Genomic DNA, 14,986 nt, shown 5'->3' with positions numbered 1-14,986 from the left:
GCCGAAGTAGGGTAAAACGATTCTTTAGCATATCGCCCAATTGCAAGTTTGAATGCAGTTATTTCATTTCGGAGTTTTTATTTGAATTCACTATATCTTGCCGCCTGGCTGATGGTGAAGGTACTCAAAGTGCGGCGCGGGCGGCGCGGTGTATTCATCAACACGGTGGTCAACGCCAACACCATTTTATCGGCTTGCCGCTCAATATTGCCTTGTTCGGCAACGACAGCCTGCCGTATTTTTTGGTGTATTACGTGTTGAATACGGTGTCCACTTGGGCGTTCGGCGTGTTCCTGATTGCCCATGACAGCAGCGAGCCGCAGGCTGCGCAGCATAAGGCGTTTGACTGGAAAAAACTGCCGCCGCCGCCCTTGGCCGGTTTTCTGGTAGCGCTGGTGTTTTTGCTGCTGGAGATTCCGGTGCCCTCATTTGTACACAGCGCCTTATCCTATCTCGGCGGCGTGGTAACTCCCTTGTCGCTGATCTATATCGGCATCACGCTGTGCGATGCGGGCTTGCGCAGCATCCGTTTCGACCGCGACACCGTTGCCGCGCTGCTCGGCCGCTTCGTACTGGCACCGGTGGTGATGATTGCCCTGATTATCCTCGGTAAAGACTACGCGCCGCTGCCTGCCATGGAAGCACATACCTTAATTATCCAATCCGCCGTACCAGCCTTGGCGGTATTGCCGATTCTCGCCAACGAGGCCAAGGGCGATGTGGAATACGCCACCAATGTGGTTACCACCAGTACGCTGCTGTTTATGGCGGTGATCCCGCTGGTGGATTGGCTGTTGCGTTTTGTGTGAGTGCTTCGGGCATTCCGGTTTGGCGTGAGATTGGTTATACGATTCCATTAGTATCGCTATGGCTGTTTTTTCAGACAGGCATATATGCATATGTAATGCCTGTCTGAAAAAACGGCGTGTTCTGCCTTATGGCAGAAACCATCAAAACATATTCGAAATACGGTAGGCAACCCGAATCATGTGGACTTTTTTACGGCAGCGTTTGCAGCAGCACGGCTGGCCCGGGCAGATTTACTATCAGCAGGCATGGCTGGGTGCGCCTGCGCTGCTACTGGTATTGCTGCTGGCGGCGGAGTGGGACGACAAGGCGGTGATGGTGATGGCCGGTGCGGCGTTTTCCACCGCTTTCGGTGCAGCACACGCGCTGGGCCGTTTCCGCTGGGGCGCCATGGCGGCTGCCTGCGCCGGTATGGCGCTGGCGGGTGTCATCGGTTCGCTTATCGGCGGACACGGTTTGCCGGCGTTTGCCGTGGTGGCGCTGCTGACGGCGGTTTGCGCCGCCTTGAGTAGCTACAACAGCAGCTGGTGGTGGGTGACGCTGCAAACCGTCTGCGCCTATCTGATTGCGGGCTATTACCCGAGCGACTGGCAAGCTGCCTTGCAGCGCGGCGGTTTGATGTTGGCCGGCGGCGGCATACAGATTCTGTTTACCGCGCTGACGGCCCGATTTTTCACCCGCCATTCTCCGCCGCTGCCGGCCAAACCTGCGCAGCGGCTGCCGGCGAATATGTTGTGGCGTTTTTCGCTGGCTGCGGCCGTGGCGGTAACCGCCGCTTTGTGGATGGCGCGCCATATCGGTTTAAGCAACGATTATTGGGCGGCGATAGCCGCCGTGATGATTTTGCGTCCGGAAGCGGCTGCCACCGTCTCCCGCAGCCTGCACCGTATGATCGGCACCGTAGCGGGCTGCTCCTTGGCCACGCTCACGGTGTACCTGCTGCACGACAGCCTGCCGTTGATGATGCTGGCCACGACAGTGTCCGCCGCCACGGCCTTGGCCGTGCAGCGTGCCCAATACGCCTTGCTGACCGCCGCCATTTCCGCCACCATCGTGTTTCTGTTCGCCATCGGCCATGGCGATCCGTTGGCCGCCACCGAACACCGCATCGAAGCCACCCTGCTCGGCGGTGCGACGGCGCTGGTGTCAGGCTGGCTGTTCGGTATTCTGGGCCATAACGAAAAAGACAGGGACAGCGGCCAATAGCCGAACGGAACCGGTTTTACTCGGCAGCAATATCGGCCAGATAAAGAAACGGGTACTATGCTGAGGCCTCTGCAAACCGCCATCTGCGGCACATGGCTGTTGTGCGCCGCTACACCTTGAACGGCATCCGTATCTGGAGGTTTTGCAAAGGTTTCAGGCCGTCTGAAATGCCTGTCTGAACACGATTACCGAATATTGACAGCCCGTATCTCAAAGCGAAAGCCATTCATGACACTCAAACACCTGCCGCTGTTTTGTGCCGTTATTCTTACCGGCATCGCCGCCGGCTTGGGCGCTGCGGCACTGACCTGGTTGATCCACGGCATCGAATATCTGGCGTTCGGCCACAGCGAAGCACAATTGCGCATCGTTACCGAAGGCACCACGCCGCAACAGCGCATAATCGCCATGCTGGCGGGCGGCGTATTGGCGGGGGCCGGTTGGGCGCTGCTGCAAAGCAAAGGCCGCCCGCTGGCGGCAATCAGTGCCATGGTGGCGGGCAGCGGCAATGGCCGACGTCCCCCGCTGCCGGAAAGTATCGCACACGCCGTATTGCAGATTGCAGCGGTCGGCTGCGGCGCACCGGTCGGGCGCGAGGTGGCGCCGCGCGAACTGGGGGCGCTGTTCGCCACCCGTATTGCCGAACGCGCCGGTTTGGACGGCGAAACGCGGCGGGTGCTGGTGGCCTGCGGTGCGGCGGCCGGGCTGGCGGCGGTGTATCATGTACCGTTTGCGGGTGCCTTGTTTGCATTGGAAATTTTGCTGGGGGTGTTTTCCGCCTATTATGCCGCCATCGCGCTGGCGGTTTCCGCCGTTGCCGTATGGGTGGTGCGCATCGCGGTATCTTCCGAAACCTTTTACGAAGTCGGGCAAATGGGCGGTGGCAGCACCGAAATCGTGCTCGCCATCGTGATCGGTGCGGCTGTGGCGGCACCCGCCGAATGGTTCCGGCGTTCGGTCAAGCGTGCCGAACAGCGGCGATGCAGCGGCAAACGGCTATTGTGGACGCTGCCGGCGGCGTTTCTGCTGACCGCCGTAATCGCTATTTGGCTGCCGCAGATTTTGGGCAACGGCCGCTCCGCCGCGCAAACCGCCTACTGGGGAACCGGCTTGGGCGTTGCCGCCGCTTTGCTCATCGCCAAAACCGGCGTAGTTTTGCTCTGCCTGCGCAGCGGTGCCTACGGCGGCACGCTTACCCCGGGCTTGGCCATCGGTGCGCTCGCCGGCTTGTGCCTCGGCCTGTTGGGGCAGATGATTTGGCCAACGCTTGACCCGACCGCCGCCGCACTGGCCGGCTCGGCGGCATTTCTGGCGGTGTCGATGAACGCCCCGCTGACCGCGTTCGCACTGGTGGTCGGCTTTACCGGCCAAAATTTCGACGCCTATCTGCCGCTTTCCTTCGCCGTAGCCGCCGCGATGGGCGTTGCCCGTTGGATGCCGTCTGAAACGGTGCGGCAATGTTAAATATTGCGACAATTTCCAACATAATTAAGTAATTCAAAAAATATTCATTTTGTATTTTTAAGTTACATGTTTCTTGAAACTGGCATGTAAGGTTTATTTGCTCTTGAACATGGTGGTGTCGTCAATACATACACCGTTGGGGAGATTGCAGACTGCCGGGCGTTCTTTAAGCTGCACAGTACTTGCAAACGCTGTTACAATGCGCCTTTGCCTTATTATCTTGATTAAATGCCATGTTTGTAGCCGTAGAAAAATACAAAACACCCGCTAAAATTTTATTGGGCTTGATTGCACTGACTTTTGTTGGATTCGGTGTCAGCACCGTGGCCGCACCCGGCTCGGATTATATTGTTAAAGTTGGCGGCCAAAAGGTTAGCGAACACCAACTGAACACGGCCATGCAGAATATGCAGGCTGCCGGCGGCAGCGAATCGCGCGATGCGGTATTCAATGCGTTGGTGCAGCGTGCCTTGCTCACCGAGGGCGCGCGTGAAATGGGTATTTCCGTTTCGCAGGAGCAGCTTAAGCAGATTATTGTGGACGAACCCAGTTTTCACGACCAAAACGGTAAATTCAGTCAAAATATCTTCAACCAATATCTGAACCAGCGTCAAATGTCGGAAGACCAGCTGATTGAAGAAATCCGCAACGAATTTGCGGTAAACAATCTGATCAGCTTGGTTAATAACGGCAATCTGGTTAGCGATGCACAGGCCAAGCAGCTGATTATGGCCACGCAGGCCGAGCGTACCGTGCGTTCGGTATCATTCAGCTCCGAAGCGTTTGTGCAGCAAGTGAAAACAGACGATGCCGTGCTGAAAAAATATTATGATGCCAATAAAAAAGACTATGTGATTCCGCAAGCGGTCAAAGTGGAGCATGTGGCTTTGAATATTCAAGATGTGGCCAAACAGCAAACCGTGAGTGAAGAAGAGTTGAAAAAAGCTTTCGAGCAGGAAAGTGCATCAGCCAAACCCAAGCGCGAAATCGCCCATATTCTGTTTACCGTGCCTCAAGATGCACCTGAAAACGTGAGGGCAGCCGCTAAAGCAGAGGCCGAAAAAGTATTGGCCCAGCTTAAAGCCAACCCGTCTAAATTCGCCGCGCTGGCCAAACAGTATTCACGTGACGAGGCATCCGCCGCCAACGGTGGTAATCTGGGCTACTTGCCTCAAGACGGCGGGTTGCTGAAAGAATTTGAAGACCGTGCCTTTTCGCTCAAAAAAGGTGAGATCAGCGAAGTGGTTCAGACGGCCGCCGGCTACCATATCATCACCATTCTGAATATTCAGGACAAACCTTCATTCGAGCAGGAAAAAGCCCGTTTGGAAGCGGAGTTGAAACAGAAAAAAGCCGCAACAGCCTTTAACGAAGCCAAAGAAAAATTGGCCGAAGAAGCATTCAACAACCCCGGCAGCTTGGCGGAAGTGGCCAAGAAAACCGGCCTGAAGCTGCAAGCTCCCGCAGATTGGCTCACCAAAGAAAACGGTAAGGCCGCCGGCATGCCCGATAATCTGATTAATGCCATTTTCAGTGATGATGTGATGAAGAAAAAGCATAACTCGGAGCCGGTTACCGTTAATGAAGGTTTGGTGTGGGTGGTGCGTGCGAAAGAAGTTCGCGAGCAAAAAATACAGCCGTTTGAAGAGGCGAAAAATTTCGTGAAGGCAGACTACCTGCGCACAGAAGCCACCCGCTTAGCGGAAGCCAAAGCCAAACAGGTGCTGGCAGATGTACAAAAAGGTAAAGCCGCTGATTTGAAATGGTCACCGATTTCACAGTTGACTGCCGAACAGGCGCGCCAGTCTATGCCGCCAGAGGCTTATGCACAGCTGATTAAAGCCCGACCCGAAAACGGCAAGCCGGCTTATGTGTTGTTGTCGAACCTGCCTGCGCCGGTGTTGGTGGAGGTACAGGCTGTTAAAACACCTGAAAACATAACGGAACAATTAAAACCCGCCAAGCTGGCGTTGGCAGAAAGCCAAAGCAATGCTTCTTTCAGCGCATTGGTAAGTTATTTGGGCAGCACCATCAAGCAAACCCAAGGGGCGCAAAAAGTGAACCCCGAGCAACAATAAAAGAGGTATAAAGAGGTTGCAACGGTGCAACAAAGAGGCGGTAGTCAAACCGTCTCTTTTTTTGCCAAGAGTTTTCAGACGGCCTGAGCCTTTGCAAAAATATTTTCAGGCCGTCTGAAATGCTTATCCCGCGGTAATCCAGATGGAAATATTGAAGCATTGATTAAACAAATATTTGGATGCCAAGCGTCTGGATTCCCGCCTACGCGGGCATGACGGAAAATAAACTTTTTGGGGTTTTGCAAAGGTCTCAGCCTTAATATCGTTTCGCATAATACGGTTTATTGTCAAACACGATTAGCCAACTCGGAAAAATATTTTCATAATAACGACAGAATAAGCCGGCAGAAGTATTTGTTCAGACAGCCAAACGATTTACTTTAACTAGAAGGAGGGTTGAAATATGAATATCTTATTGTTAAATGGTGGTAAAGCGTTTGCCCATAGCCACGGCGAACTTAACCGAACCCTGCACGAAACTGCCTGTGCAACATTGGCTGCTATGGGGCATCAAGTGCGCGAAACCGTTATCGACCAAGGTTACGATATCGAAACCGAAGTTGAAAACTTTTTGTGGATGGATGCCGTTATCTGGCAGATGCCCGGCTGGTGGATGGGCGAACCGTGGATTGTTAAAAAATATATCGATGAAGTATTTACCGCCGGGCATGGCAAACTGTATGCCAGCGATGGGCGCCACCGCACCGACCCCACTAAAAACTACGGCAAAGGCGGTTTGCTGCAAGGTAAAAAACATATGTTGTCGCTCACTTGGAATGCACCCATTGAGGCTTTCAACGAACCTGCTGAATTTTTTGGCGGTGTTGGCGTGGACGGTGCTTATCTGCATTTCCATAAGGCTAACGAATTTCTCGGCGTCGAACCGCTGCCCACTTTCATCTGCAATGATGTGATGAAGGCACCGGATGTGCCGAAATTTATTGCCGATTACCAGGCACACCTGCATCAAGTGTTTTCTTGAAAACAGCTTTGTCCCGAATATCTGCTATTTTTGAAACAATGAAGATACTCGAATTGAGCCGTAGTATGGTATAGGGATTTTGTATGTCGGCATGAGTTTTAAAAAGGATTCAAGGTCTTATATGATGGGTCGTCTGAAAATAAAATACCCGATGAAAACCATCGGGTATTGTTTTGATTGTATGAGTTTATGTTAGCAGTAATCAGCTGCCCATCAGTTTCAACCGTTGACCCGGCGTAACCGTGCGGGTGTTGCGGTTCCAGCGGCGGATGTCGTTCACATCAACATTAAAGCGGCTGGCAATCGTGTTGAGCGTATCGCCTTTGCGCACGGTATAAGAAACGTTACGCACGGCGTTGCGCTGTGTGGAGGCGGCGGTTACTTTCAACACTTGGCCTTTGCGGATACTGTTGCCTTTGATATTGTTAACAGTAATCAAATCGGCTACGCTTAAGTTATAACGCTGGGAAATATTAAACAAGGTGTCGCCGGTTTCTACGCGGTGGGTGTTATTGGCCTGTTGCGCAGCTGCATTGGCTCGGGCCAATCGGGCTTCAGTGCGTTGTTGTTGTTTGGCGCGGCTGACAACAATACGGTCGACACGGGCTTTGTTGGCGGTTTCGTCGGCTTCCAGTTGGGCGAGTGTGTTTTTAATGCTGTTTGCAGCATTCAAACGCTGTTGCTCTGCATCATTAACCAGCGCCAGCAAAGGATCTTCGGATTGGGCTGCCTGAGGTGCGCGGTTGGGCAGGGTGGTGCCGTTTACTGCAACATCAGCAGGTTCGTCGGAAGGTGCCGGTTGCTCGGGTGCCGGTGTTGCGGAGGTTTGCGTGGGTAAGGGAAGCGGTTCTGCAATAGCTACTGTTGCGGTTTCAGGTGATTGAACGGCGGCAAGATCAACTTTTTCTATTTTAACGGAATCAGCTTTTGCAATTGCGGTATCCGCTTTTTCCGGAAGCTGGTTGGGCGCAACCAGTGAGGCTGCGATAGAAATCGGTGCGGGTGAGGCATTGCGTTTTTCTACGGCGGGTTTTGTTTGGTCTGTCAAAATGGCAATCGGAGCCGAGTTGGATTCGGCCACCTTGATATCCGAGCCGTTAATTTGTTTCAGCGAGGCCACGTTGGTGTTGTAGCTGTTCGGCAGCGGGCTGCTTTCGGTTTCGGCACGCACATAGTTGAATTCGTTACCGCCTTTAATGCTGTTTTTTGCCACCAAAAGATTACGGCCCGAATTGAGCGAATCGCTGTTGGTGTTGTTCAGGCGTTTGAGTTCGGCTACGCTCATGCCGGCTTCGGCGGCAATGCGGTTCAGGCTGGTTTTGCCGCCTGCGGTGTAAACATTCCAAGAAAGCAGCTCGTCGGATTTGGCATTGCGGTAATTTTTCTCGAATGTGGAAGTGGCGTGAGCCGGCAACAGCAGTTTGCGGTTGGCTTTCGGTACGAACACGGGGGCGTTAAATGCCGGATTCAGTGCCAAAAATTCACTTTCACTAATGTTTGCCAAGCGTGCGATAGCACTGGTGTCGATGGGTTTGTCGACATCTACGGCCTTGAAATAAGGTTTGTTTTCGATATCGCTCAAGCCCATGCCGAAAGCCTGAGGGTTTTTCACAATATTGCGCACGGCAAGAAGTTTGGGTACATAATTGCGGGTTTCGGCAGGCATCCGCAGGTTTTCATATACCGGTTTCAAGCCTTGCGCGCGTGCGCGGTTGATGGCGCGGCTGACGTTGCCTTCGCCCCAGTTGTAAGCAGCCAGTGCCAACGACCAGTCGCCGAACATACCGTGCAGATATTCGAGATAGTTTAATGCGGCATTGGTGGCGGCATAAACATCATGGCGGCCGTCATACAAGGCTGTGCGCTCCAAGCCGAAGTGGCGGCCGGTGGCAGGCATAAACTGCCATAAGCCCGATGCGCCGACATGGGATTTGGCTTTGGTAACGAACGCGCTTTCGATAAAGGGAAGCAGGGCGATTTCGGCGGGCATATTGCGCTTTTTCACTTCGTTCGCAATATGGTACATATAGGGTTTGCTGCGGTTGATGGTGCGGTCGAAATAGGCACGGCTGGCAGAAAATTTGTTTTCGTGGCTGCGCACCAAATCGGAATTGACTTCGGCCATACGGAAATCTTTGCGCATAGCATTCCACAAGCTGCCTGATGCAAGGTTGTTTTGGTTTCTTTGCTCTTGATCGAGTAGTGACGAATTCAAACGCATCATTGCCATACCTGCTATTTGACTGGAGGGGGCTGCGTGGGTGTATGCTGCACCTGAAACTGCCGATACGCCGGTAACGGCTAAGGCTATAGATTTTAGTTTGGCCATAGTCTTTATAAATTCCGGGATAGTGATTTTGAATGTAAGGGATAGTAATATTTTAAAGGCATGAAGTCAAGAAATTATCAGGAAATATCTGAAGTAATTGAAATGCTTACTGAATGAATCATATCGAGTGAAAGAATTTTTTCAGGTATATTTTATGTGCTGTTATGATTGTTTATCAATAAAATAAGGTTCGGACTGCGTGAATTTCGAAATGTTTGACAATTGGTTTTCAGAAACGGCTGCGGGCTGTTATATTGCTGATTGGGAAAGAGCTTTTTTTGATCGGTTTCCAGTCTGCAATGGTGTGCAGGTGGCTGTTCAGGCAGGCATGGGCGGTTGGCTGAAACCGCCCGGTGCATGGCTTTGCAACGCCCGTGATTTTCATATGGAGGCGGGTGTGTGGGCATGGGCCGATGAGTCGGTAGATATATTACTAATGCCGCACACGTTGGAATGCAGCGGTGTTCCCCATATTGCGCTTGCCGAGGCTTTCCGCGTGCTGAAACCGGAAGGGAGGATAGTGTTGACGGGGTTTAATCCTTATTCGCTATGGGGATACAGCAAATGGTTCGACGGCAGGTTGCTGCCTGCTAAAAAGTATTGCCTGCCTCTGCCGACTCTGAAAGAAAATGCAAAAGCGTTAGGTTTTGAAATCGCTTTCGGCCAGTTTATGGTTTATGTTCCGCCTTTTGAGCATGAACGGCTGCTACGGTTTTGCCGTTTTATGGAAACGGCAGGCAACCGTTGGTGGCCGCATGCCGCAGCGGTATATGGGTTGGTGTTGCATAAACATATGGCAGGAATGCATATATTGCCGGAATACGGACAAGCCCTTCAGGGTGGGCGCGAAATGATACTGGGGATGGCGAGAATAAAAAACCGCGCAGGATAACTTAAATAATATGCCGACCGGCCGTTGGTGTTGCCTGCATGCCGGTTTGGCGGCGTTGCAGCGTGAGGCCGTCTGAAAGTGTGGGCAGCCGTTTCATTGTTGTGCAGTAAAGGCATTATGGAAAACATAAGGGTAACCTGCAAACGGCTTAATGGTGTAAGAATACAACATTATCCGCCAAATTTATCCTTGCATAACTTAACATATGGATACATTTCTTTTGATTGGTTATAATTACAACGTTGATACTAAGAACAAATAAACAATAAAAAAGCCCGGTAATTACGCGGGGGGATAACCGATTAACAAGGATGTTTGTCATGGAACCGCTTCTCACTTTGCTTCTGATTGTTTTCTGCATGTTGCTGCCGATAATGGTTTATAAACGGTTGTTGGCCGGAAAAAGGCAATATCTCAAGGCTTTTTCACAAATTCAAATCCAGCTCAAACGCCGCCACGATATTATTCCTTCTTTGGTGGATGTTTCTAAAGATTATCTCAACCACACGCCTGCCGTTTTAAAGGCGGTAACTTCTGCCCGTGCCCGTGCAGAAGTGGTTTTGCTGGCTGCATCAGCCAATATTGATGAAAGCTCGCTTTCTTCTTTGGGGGCGGTGGAAACCGAGTTGAATGCGGCATTGCGCCATTTGCAGAGTGTGATTGAAAACTACCCCGAATTGAAGTCGGAGCCGGATATCCGCCGCTTAATCGAGGCGTTGGATAATGCCGAAAGCCGGGTGGCGGCGGCACGCCAAACCTATAATGATTCGGCCGCCTCCTACAACACCATGCGCCAATCGTTTCCGGCCAATGTGCTGGCCGGATTTCTCGGGCACAACAGAAACGCTGCTTTATTGAAATTTGAAGACAATACCGCTATCGGCATCAGCCCGCGTGTTTTGATGTAGTTTGCGACAACCGATTATCAAAGATAAAGCAAACCGCCGGTTTCATCTCAATATTAGGATGCCCGGCGGTTTTTGTTTGTATGGTGCGATTTCAGACGGCCTGATACCCCTAAGGAAGGCCGAGACATTTGCAAAACCCAAAAAAGTTTATTTTCCGTCATTCCCGCGCAGGCGGGAATCCAGATGATTGACATCCAAGTATTTGTTTAATAAATACTTAAAATTTTTCTCTCTGGATTTCCGCCTGCGCAGAAATGACGAAATCAAGCATTTCAGACGGCCTGAAAGCAGTTTTACAAAGGTCTCAGGCCGTCTGAAATGCTTAGATTTTCGCAAGCCCGTTACTCCATCCAAGTGTAGCGGACTTGCGAAGCTGATAACGGTAACCAAACTTTTGAGAGAACGGTGGCTGAGCCGGAATGCGAAGCCGATATGATTGTGCCCTTTTACACCCGTTATCCGAAAACACCGCACTTTATCGGCTATAATACGCGTTTCATTTTATTGTCGGCCGACGGAAAAGGCCGTCTGAAAAGCCGTGAAATTTGTTCGAAACTACCGCCGCTGGTGGCGTTATCACACGCTGCAACGTGATTCGGCACTGCCCGCGCATACGCTCGATTGCCCCGAGTGCGGGCAGCGTATGGCGCTGCCACGCTTGTGGCAGGGGCAGGAAGCGCATTGCCCGAACTGCGGTTACGAAGTGGTGGAGGTGGAGAAAAACCCCTATATCGCACCCTTGGCTTATGCAAGCGCTTCGTTGGTGCTGATGGCTTTTGTGTACAGCATGATGTTTGTTACGGTAACGATGGCGGGGGTAACTTCGATTCTGTCGCTGCCTGCTATGATGAAGCGCTTGGTGTTGCTGGATTTCGGTTTTCTGGCCGAAGTGATGTTCGTGCTGACTTTCGGTATGCCGCTGCTGTTTTTGTTGTTGTGTATCTATGTTTATTCGGCACTGTGGCGCGAAAAAGTGTATCCCGGCCTGCTGTATGCCACGCGCACGCTGGTTCGGCTGCGCCATTGGATTATGGTTGACGTGTTTTTTATTTCGACGCTGGTAGCCTATATCAAGCTCTCTTCCGTGGCGAAAGTGGAATTTGGGGCGGCGTTTTATCTGATGTTTGTGCTGGCAGTGATGTTGATCCGCACGTCGGTTTCGATTCCGCAACATTGGGTGTATTACAAAATCCACCGTATGTTGGGCAGGGATGCGGTTCAGACGGCCTCGGAAGACCGCATCTGTTGCAGCCGCTGCCTGTATTTCCGCGGGCGTGAAGAAGCAACCTGCGGGGTGTGCGGGGCGGACCTGTATGACCGCCGCCCGAAAAGTTTGAGCGTTTCCACTGCTTTTCTGATTGCGGCGATGTTGTTGTATGTTCCGGCAAACGTGTTGCCGATTATGATTTCCTCCAACCCGACCACGGTGCAGATCAACACGATTTTCAACGGTATCGTGTATATGTGGAACGACGGCGACAAGCTGATTGCGGTGATTATTTTCAGCGCCAGCATTCTGGTGCCGGGCGCGAAAATCGTGCTGCTGCTGGTGCTCAATATCAGCGCGCGCTACGGCCTGCCCGCCGGTGCGCGCACCATGCAGCGGCTCTACCGTTTCACAGAATCCATCGGCAAATGGTCGATGATCGATATTTTTGTGATTATCATCTTGATGAGTGCGTTCCATACCTATGTGGCACGGGTGGTGCCGGGGCAGGCAGCGGTGTATTTCTGCCTGGTGGTGCTGTTAACCATGCTGTCCGCCTATTTTTTCGACCCGCGCCTTTTGTGGGACAAAGCGCATTCTTTTGAACAATCTGCAAACAGGCCGTCTGAAAAGGTGCCGGCAAACCAACCTGAATGATGAGTAACGACAACAATAAACAACCTGCCCATCAGCCTGTTCCGGCTGTGGTGCGCAAAACCAACGTATTTACCTCGGTTATCTGGCTAATCCCGCTGATCGCCCTGATTGCGGGCGGCTGGCTGCTGATGAAGGACATCCGCAACCGCGGGCCGGAAATCACCTTGCTGATGGACAGCGCCGACGGTATCGAAGTGAACAACACCGTGGTGAAAGTGTTGAGCGTGGAAGTAGGGCGCGTAACCCGCATCCGCCTGCGCAGCGACCAAAAAGGCGTGGAAGTTACCGCCCGCCTGACCGCCGATGCGAAAGACATGATGCGTAAAGACACCCAGTTTTGGGTGGTGAAACCGCGTATCGACCAAAGCGGGATTTCCGGCCTCAATACACTGGTTTCCGGCTCGTATATCGCTTTCACACCCGGCAAAAGCGAAGAAACCGAAGAGCGTTTCGAAGTGCTCGATATCCCGCCGATCGCCGCCATCGGGCAAAACGGCCTGCGCCTGAAACTCATCGGCCTCAACGATAAAATGATAGGCGCCGGCAGCCCCGTGCTGTATGAAGATTTCAGCGTGGGGGTGGTGGAGAGCGCCGAATTCAACCCGCAAGACCAAACCGTTAACTACACTGTGTTTATTCAAAGCCCCAACGACAAACTGGTGGGCGAAAACAGCCAATTCTGGCTGCAAAGCGGCATCAATATCGAAACCACCGGCAACGGCATACGGGTAGATTCCGCGCCTATTCCCGCCTTGCTTTCGGGCGCCATCTCGTTTGCCGCGCCCACCGGCGGCGACAAAGGCAAACCCGCCGTAAATGACGACACCTTCGAGCTTTACAACAACCGCAGCGAAATCGACAACCTGCCGACCGAACGCTCCCTTTATTACACCGCCTTTTTCAAACAAAGCGTGCGCGGCCTGGTGAGCGGCGCGCCCGTGGAATACAAAGGCATCAATATCGGCGCCGTGGCCGACGTGCCTTATTTTGCCCAAAACGACAGCCTCAAACTGTTTGAAAACGGCTGGATTCCCGTGCGCATCCGCATCGAGCCCGAACGCATGGAGCTTAATGCCGATGCCCAAAGCCGCGAATATTGGCAAAACCAGTTTCAGACGGCCTTAAGCAAAGGCTTAACCGCCACTATTGCCAGCAACAACCTGTTAACCGGCAGCAAAATGATAGAGCTGGACGACAGGCCGTCTGAAAGCGCCAAACTCAAACCGTTTGCCGACTATAACGGCAACGTCGTTATCGCCACCCGCGGCGGCGGCCTCGACGATTTGCAGGCGCAACTGGGCAGCCTACTTGAAAAATTCAACAAACTGCCGCTGGAAAAAACCGTGGGCGAGTTGAACGGATCGCTGCGCGAGCTGAAGGCCACCCTGAATTCCGCCAACGCCTTAATCAGCAAGCCGCAAACGCAGAATATCCCCAACGAGCTGAACCAAACCCTGCGCGAGCTGCGCCAAACCCTGCAAGGCGTGTCGCCGCAATCGCCGCTTTACGGCGACGTGCAGAGCACTTTGCAGAGCATCGATAAAACCCTGAAAGATGCGCAGCCCGTAATCAACACTTTGAAAGAAAAACCCAATTCGCTGATTTTCAACAGCAACACCAAAGACCCGATACCGAAAGGAAGCCGCTGATGCGCAAATGGATAATGATAGGCGCGCTGGCCGCCCTGGGCGCGTGCAGCACCCCCGCAACCCAATATTTCACGCTGCCCGACAGCCAATACAGCCTCCCCGCCAAAAGCGGCAGCGAAATCGCCGTGCGTGTGTATCTGGCCGAGCCGCTCAATAACGGCGGGTTGGTTTATCAAACCGATGCCTATCATGTGAACTTCGCCCGCAACCATTTATGGGCAGGCTCGCTGGATAATGCGCTGGCATCCGGTTTCAGCAACAAACTCAACCGCCTCGGCGGCCGCCATATCTTCGTGCCGGCCGCAAGAAGCAGCAGTACGCAAATACTGAAAATTTATGTGGAAGCGTTTCAGGGCAGTTACCAGGGCAAAACATTGGTAAGCGGCTATGCCTTGTGGCCGAACGGACAAAGCCGCCCCTTCCATGTTGAAACACCACAAAACGGCGACGGTTACGCAGCCATGGTCGAATCGTTGAATCAGGGCTTGGAAAAGGCGGCTGCGGCGGTGGTTGATTGATAATAATTATGTGGGGCTGCTCTAAATTATCTAACCCACACCCGCATGGCAGCGTTTTTGGGTCTTCAATTCGCCAAATCTACCTTCTGGTATATTGGTCGTGTTCGGTGTATCTAATTCCCTATTTTGTTCAAAAATAAACAGATAAGCTAGGTTACATTTTAGGCTGCTATACGTGCCCCTTAATCTTTTGTGGGTACTATTTTTGTGTGCCGTCTTCATTGGAACTGATTTCGTTCAAGTAGTTTGTATGAGCGCCATATTATCGGCATGATTGGAAGGGGATATC

General features: G+C 52.4%; 11 protein-coding genes. 10 read left to right on the top strand and 1 reads right to left on the bottom strand.

What is annotated here, in order from left to right:
- Positions 1 to 194: 194 nt before the first annotated feature.
- From H3L92_RS04930 to H3L92_RS04910, 5 genes are all read left to right on the top strand, one after another.
- Positions 195 to 809, top strand: coding sequence for an AEC family transporter (locus H3L92_RS04930; protein ID WP_211276402.1), 615 nt, complete (start codon positions 195 to 197; stop codon positions 807 to 809).
- Positions 810 to 987: 178 nt separating this feature from the next.
- Positions 988 to 2,013: an FUSC family protein gene (locus H3L92_RS04925; protein ID WP_085364891.1), complete on the top strand. Its 1,026-nt coding sequence runs from the start codon at positions 988 to 990 to the stop codon at positions 2,011 to 2,013.
- Between the two features lie 228 nt (positions 2,014 to 2,241).
- Positions 2,242 to 3,477, top strand: a complete 1,236-nt coding sequence (locus H3L92_RS04920) for a chloride channel protein (RefSeq protein WP_115336312.1) — start codon at positions 2,242 to 2,244, stop codon at positions 3,475 to 3,477.
- Between the two features lie 233 nt (positions 3,478 to 3,710).
- A complete protein-coding gene (locus H3L92_RS04915) occupies positions 3,711 to 5,555 on the top strand; it encodes a SurA N-terminal domain-containing protein (RefSeq protein WP_085364893.1) in 1,845 nt (614 codons plus the stop codon).
- A 403-nt stretch (positions 5,556 to 5,958) separates the two neighbouring features.
- Positions 5,959 to 6,537 (top strand): NAD(P)H-dependent oxidoreductase, encoded by a 579-nt coding sequence (locus H3L92_RS04910; protein WP_085364894.1) that lies wholly within the window; start codon positions 5,959 to 5,961, stop codon positions 6,535 to 6,537.
- A 202-nt stretch (positions 6,538 to 6,739) separates the two neighbouring features.
- Here H3L92_RS04910 and H3L92_RS04905 read toward each other — a convergent pair whose 3' ends face one another.
- Positions 6,740 to 8,866, bottom strand: a complete 2,127-nt coding sequence (locus tag H3L92_RS04905) for a lytic transglycosylase (protein ID WP_085364895.1) — start codon at positions 8,864 to 8,866, stop codon at positions 6,740 to 6,742.
- Positions 8,867 to 9,077: 211 nt separating this feature from the next.
- On the opposite strand from H3L92_RS04905, the gene H3L92_RS04900 reads away from it, so the two are divergent.
- From H3L92_RS04900 to H3L92_RS04880, 5 genes are all read left to right on the top strand, one after another.
- Complete coding sequence (locus tag H3L92_RS04900) at positions 9,078 to 9,758, top strand: class I SAM-dependent methyltransferase (RefSeq protein WP_115336311.1); 681 nt, start codon at positions 9,078 to 9,080, stop codon at positions 9,756 to 9,758.
- Between the two features lie 320 nt (positions 9,759 to 10,078).
- Positions 10,079 to 10,666 carry a LemA family protein gene (locus H3L92_RS04895; protein WP_158088135.1) on the top strand — a complete coding sequence of 196 codons (588 nt, stop codon included), beginning with the start codon at positions 10,079 to 10,081 and terminating at the stop codon, positions 10,664 to 10,666.
- A 538-nt stretch (positions 10,667 to 11,204) separates the two neighbouring features.
- Positions 11,205 to 12,530 (top strand): paraquat-inducible protein A, encoded by a 1,326-nt coding sequence (locus tag H3L92_RS04890; protein WP_085364898.1) that lies wholly within the window; start codon positions 11,205 to 11,207, stop codon positions 12,528 to 12,530.
- Complete coding sequence (gene pqiB / locus H3L92_RS04885; protein WP_372338520.1) at positions 12,530 to 14,179, top strand: intermembrane transport protein PqiB; 1,650 nt, start codon at positions 12,530 to 12,532, stop codon at positions 14,177 to 14,179. Before H3L92_RS04890 ends, pqiB begins: the two co-directional genes overlap by 1 nt.
- Positions 14,179 to 14,697 carry a PqiC family protein gene (locus tag H3L92_RS04880; RefSeq protein WP_085364900.1) on the top strand — a complete coding sequence of 173 codons (519 nt, stop codon included), beginning with the start codon at positions 14,179 to 14,181 and terminating at the stop codon, positions 14,695 to 14,697. Before pqiB ends, H3L92_RS04880 begins: the two co-directional genes overlap by 1 nt.
- The last annotated feature ends 289 nt before the right edge of the window (positions 14,698 to 14,986 follow it).

Origin of the sequence: Neisseria dentiae (assembly GCF_014055005.1) — a bacterium.
Taxonomy (GTDB): domain Bacteria; phylum Pseudomonadota; class Gammaproteobacteria; order Burkholderiales; family Neisseriaceae; genus Neisseria; species Neisseria dentiae.
The sequence above is the reverse complement of the archived record's forward strand: the minus strand, read 5'-3'. Positions and strand labels throughout refer to the sequence as shown.

Bases quoted from the DNA above. Each gene is read 5' to 3' on its own strand.
- H3L92_RS04880 (WP_085364900.1), top strand. From the start codon at position 14,179: ATGCGCAAATGGATAATGATAGGCGCGCTGGCCGCCCTGGGCGCGTGC.
- H3L92_RS04910 (WP_085364894.1), top strand. From the start codon at position 5,959: ATGAATATCTTATTGTTAAATGGTGGTAAAGCGTTTGCCCATAGCCAC.
- H3L92_RS04900 (WP_115336311.1), top strand. From the start codon at position 9,078: ATGTTTGACAATTGGTTTTCAGAAACGGCTGCGGGCTGTTATATTGCT.
- H3L92_RS04895 (WP_158088135.1), top strand. From the start codon at position 10,079: ATGGAACCGCTTCTCACTTTGCTTCTGATTGTTTTCTGCATGTTGCTG.
- H3L92_RS04915 (WP_085364893.1), top strand. From the start codon at position 3,711: ATGTTTGTAGCCGTAGAAAAATACAAAACACCCGCTAAAATTTTATTG.
- H3L92_RS04920 (WP_115336312.1), top strand. From the start codon at position 2,242: ATGACACTCAAACACCTGCCGCTGTTTTGTGCCGTTATTCTTACCGGC.
- H3L92_RS04905 (WP_085364895.1), bottom strand. From the start codon at position 8,866: ATGGCCAAACTAAAATCTATAGCCTTAGCCGTTACCGGCGTATCGGCA.
- H3L92_RS04925 (WP_085364891.1), top strand. From the start codon at position 988: ATGTGGACTTTTTTACGGCAGCGTTTGCAGCAGCACGGCTGGCCCGGG.
- pqiB (WP_372338520.1), top strand. From the start codon at position 12,530: ATGAGTAACGACAACAATAAACAACCTGCCCATCAGCCTGTTCCGGCT.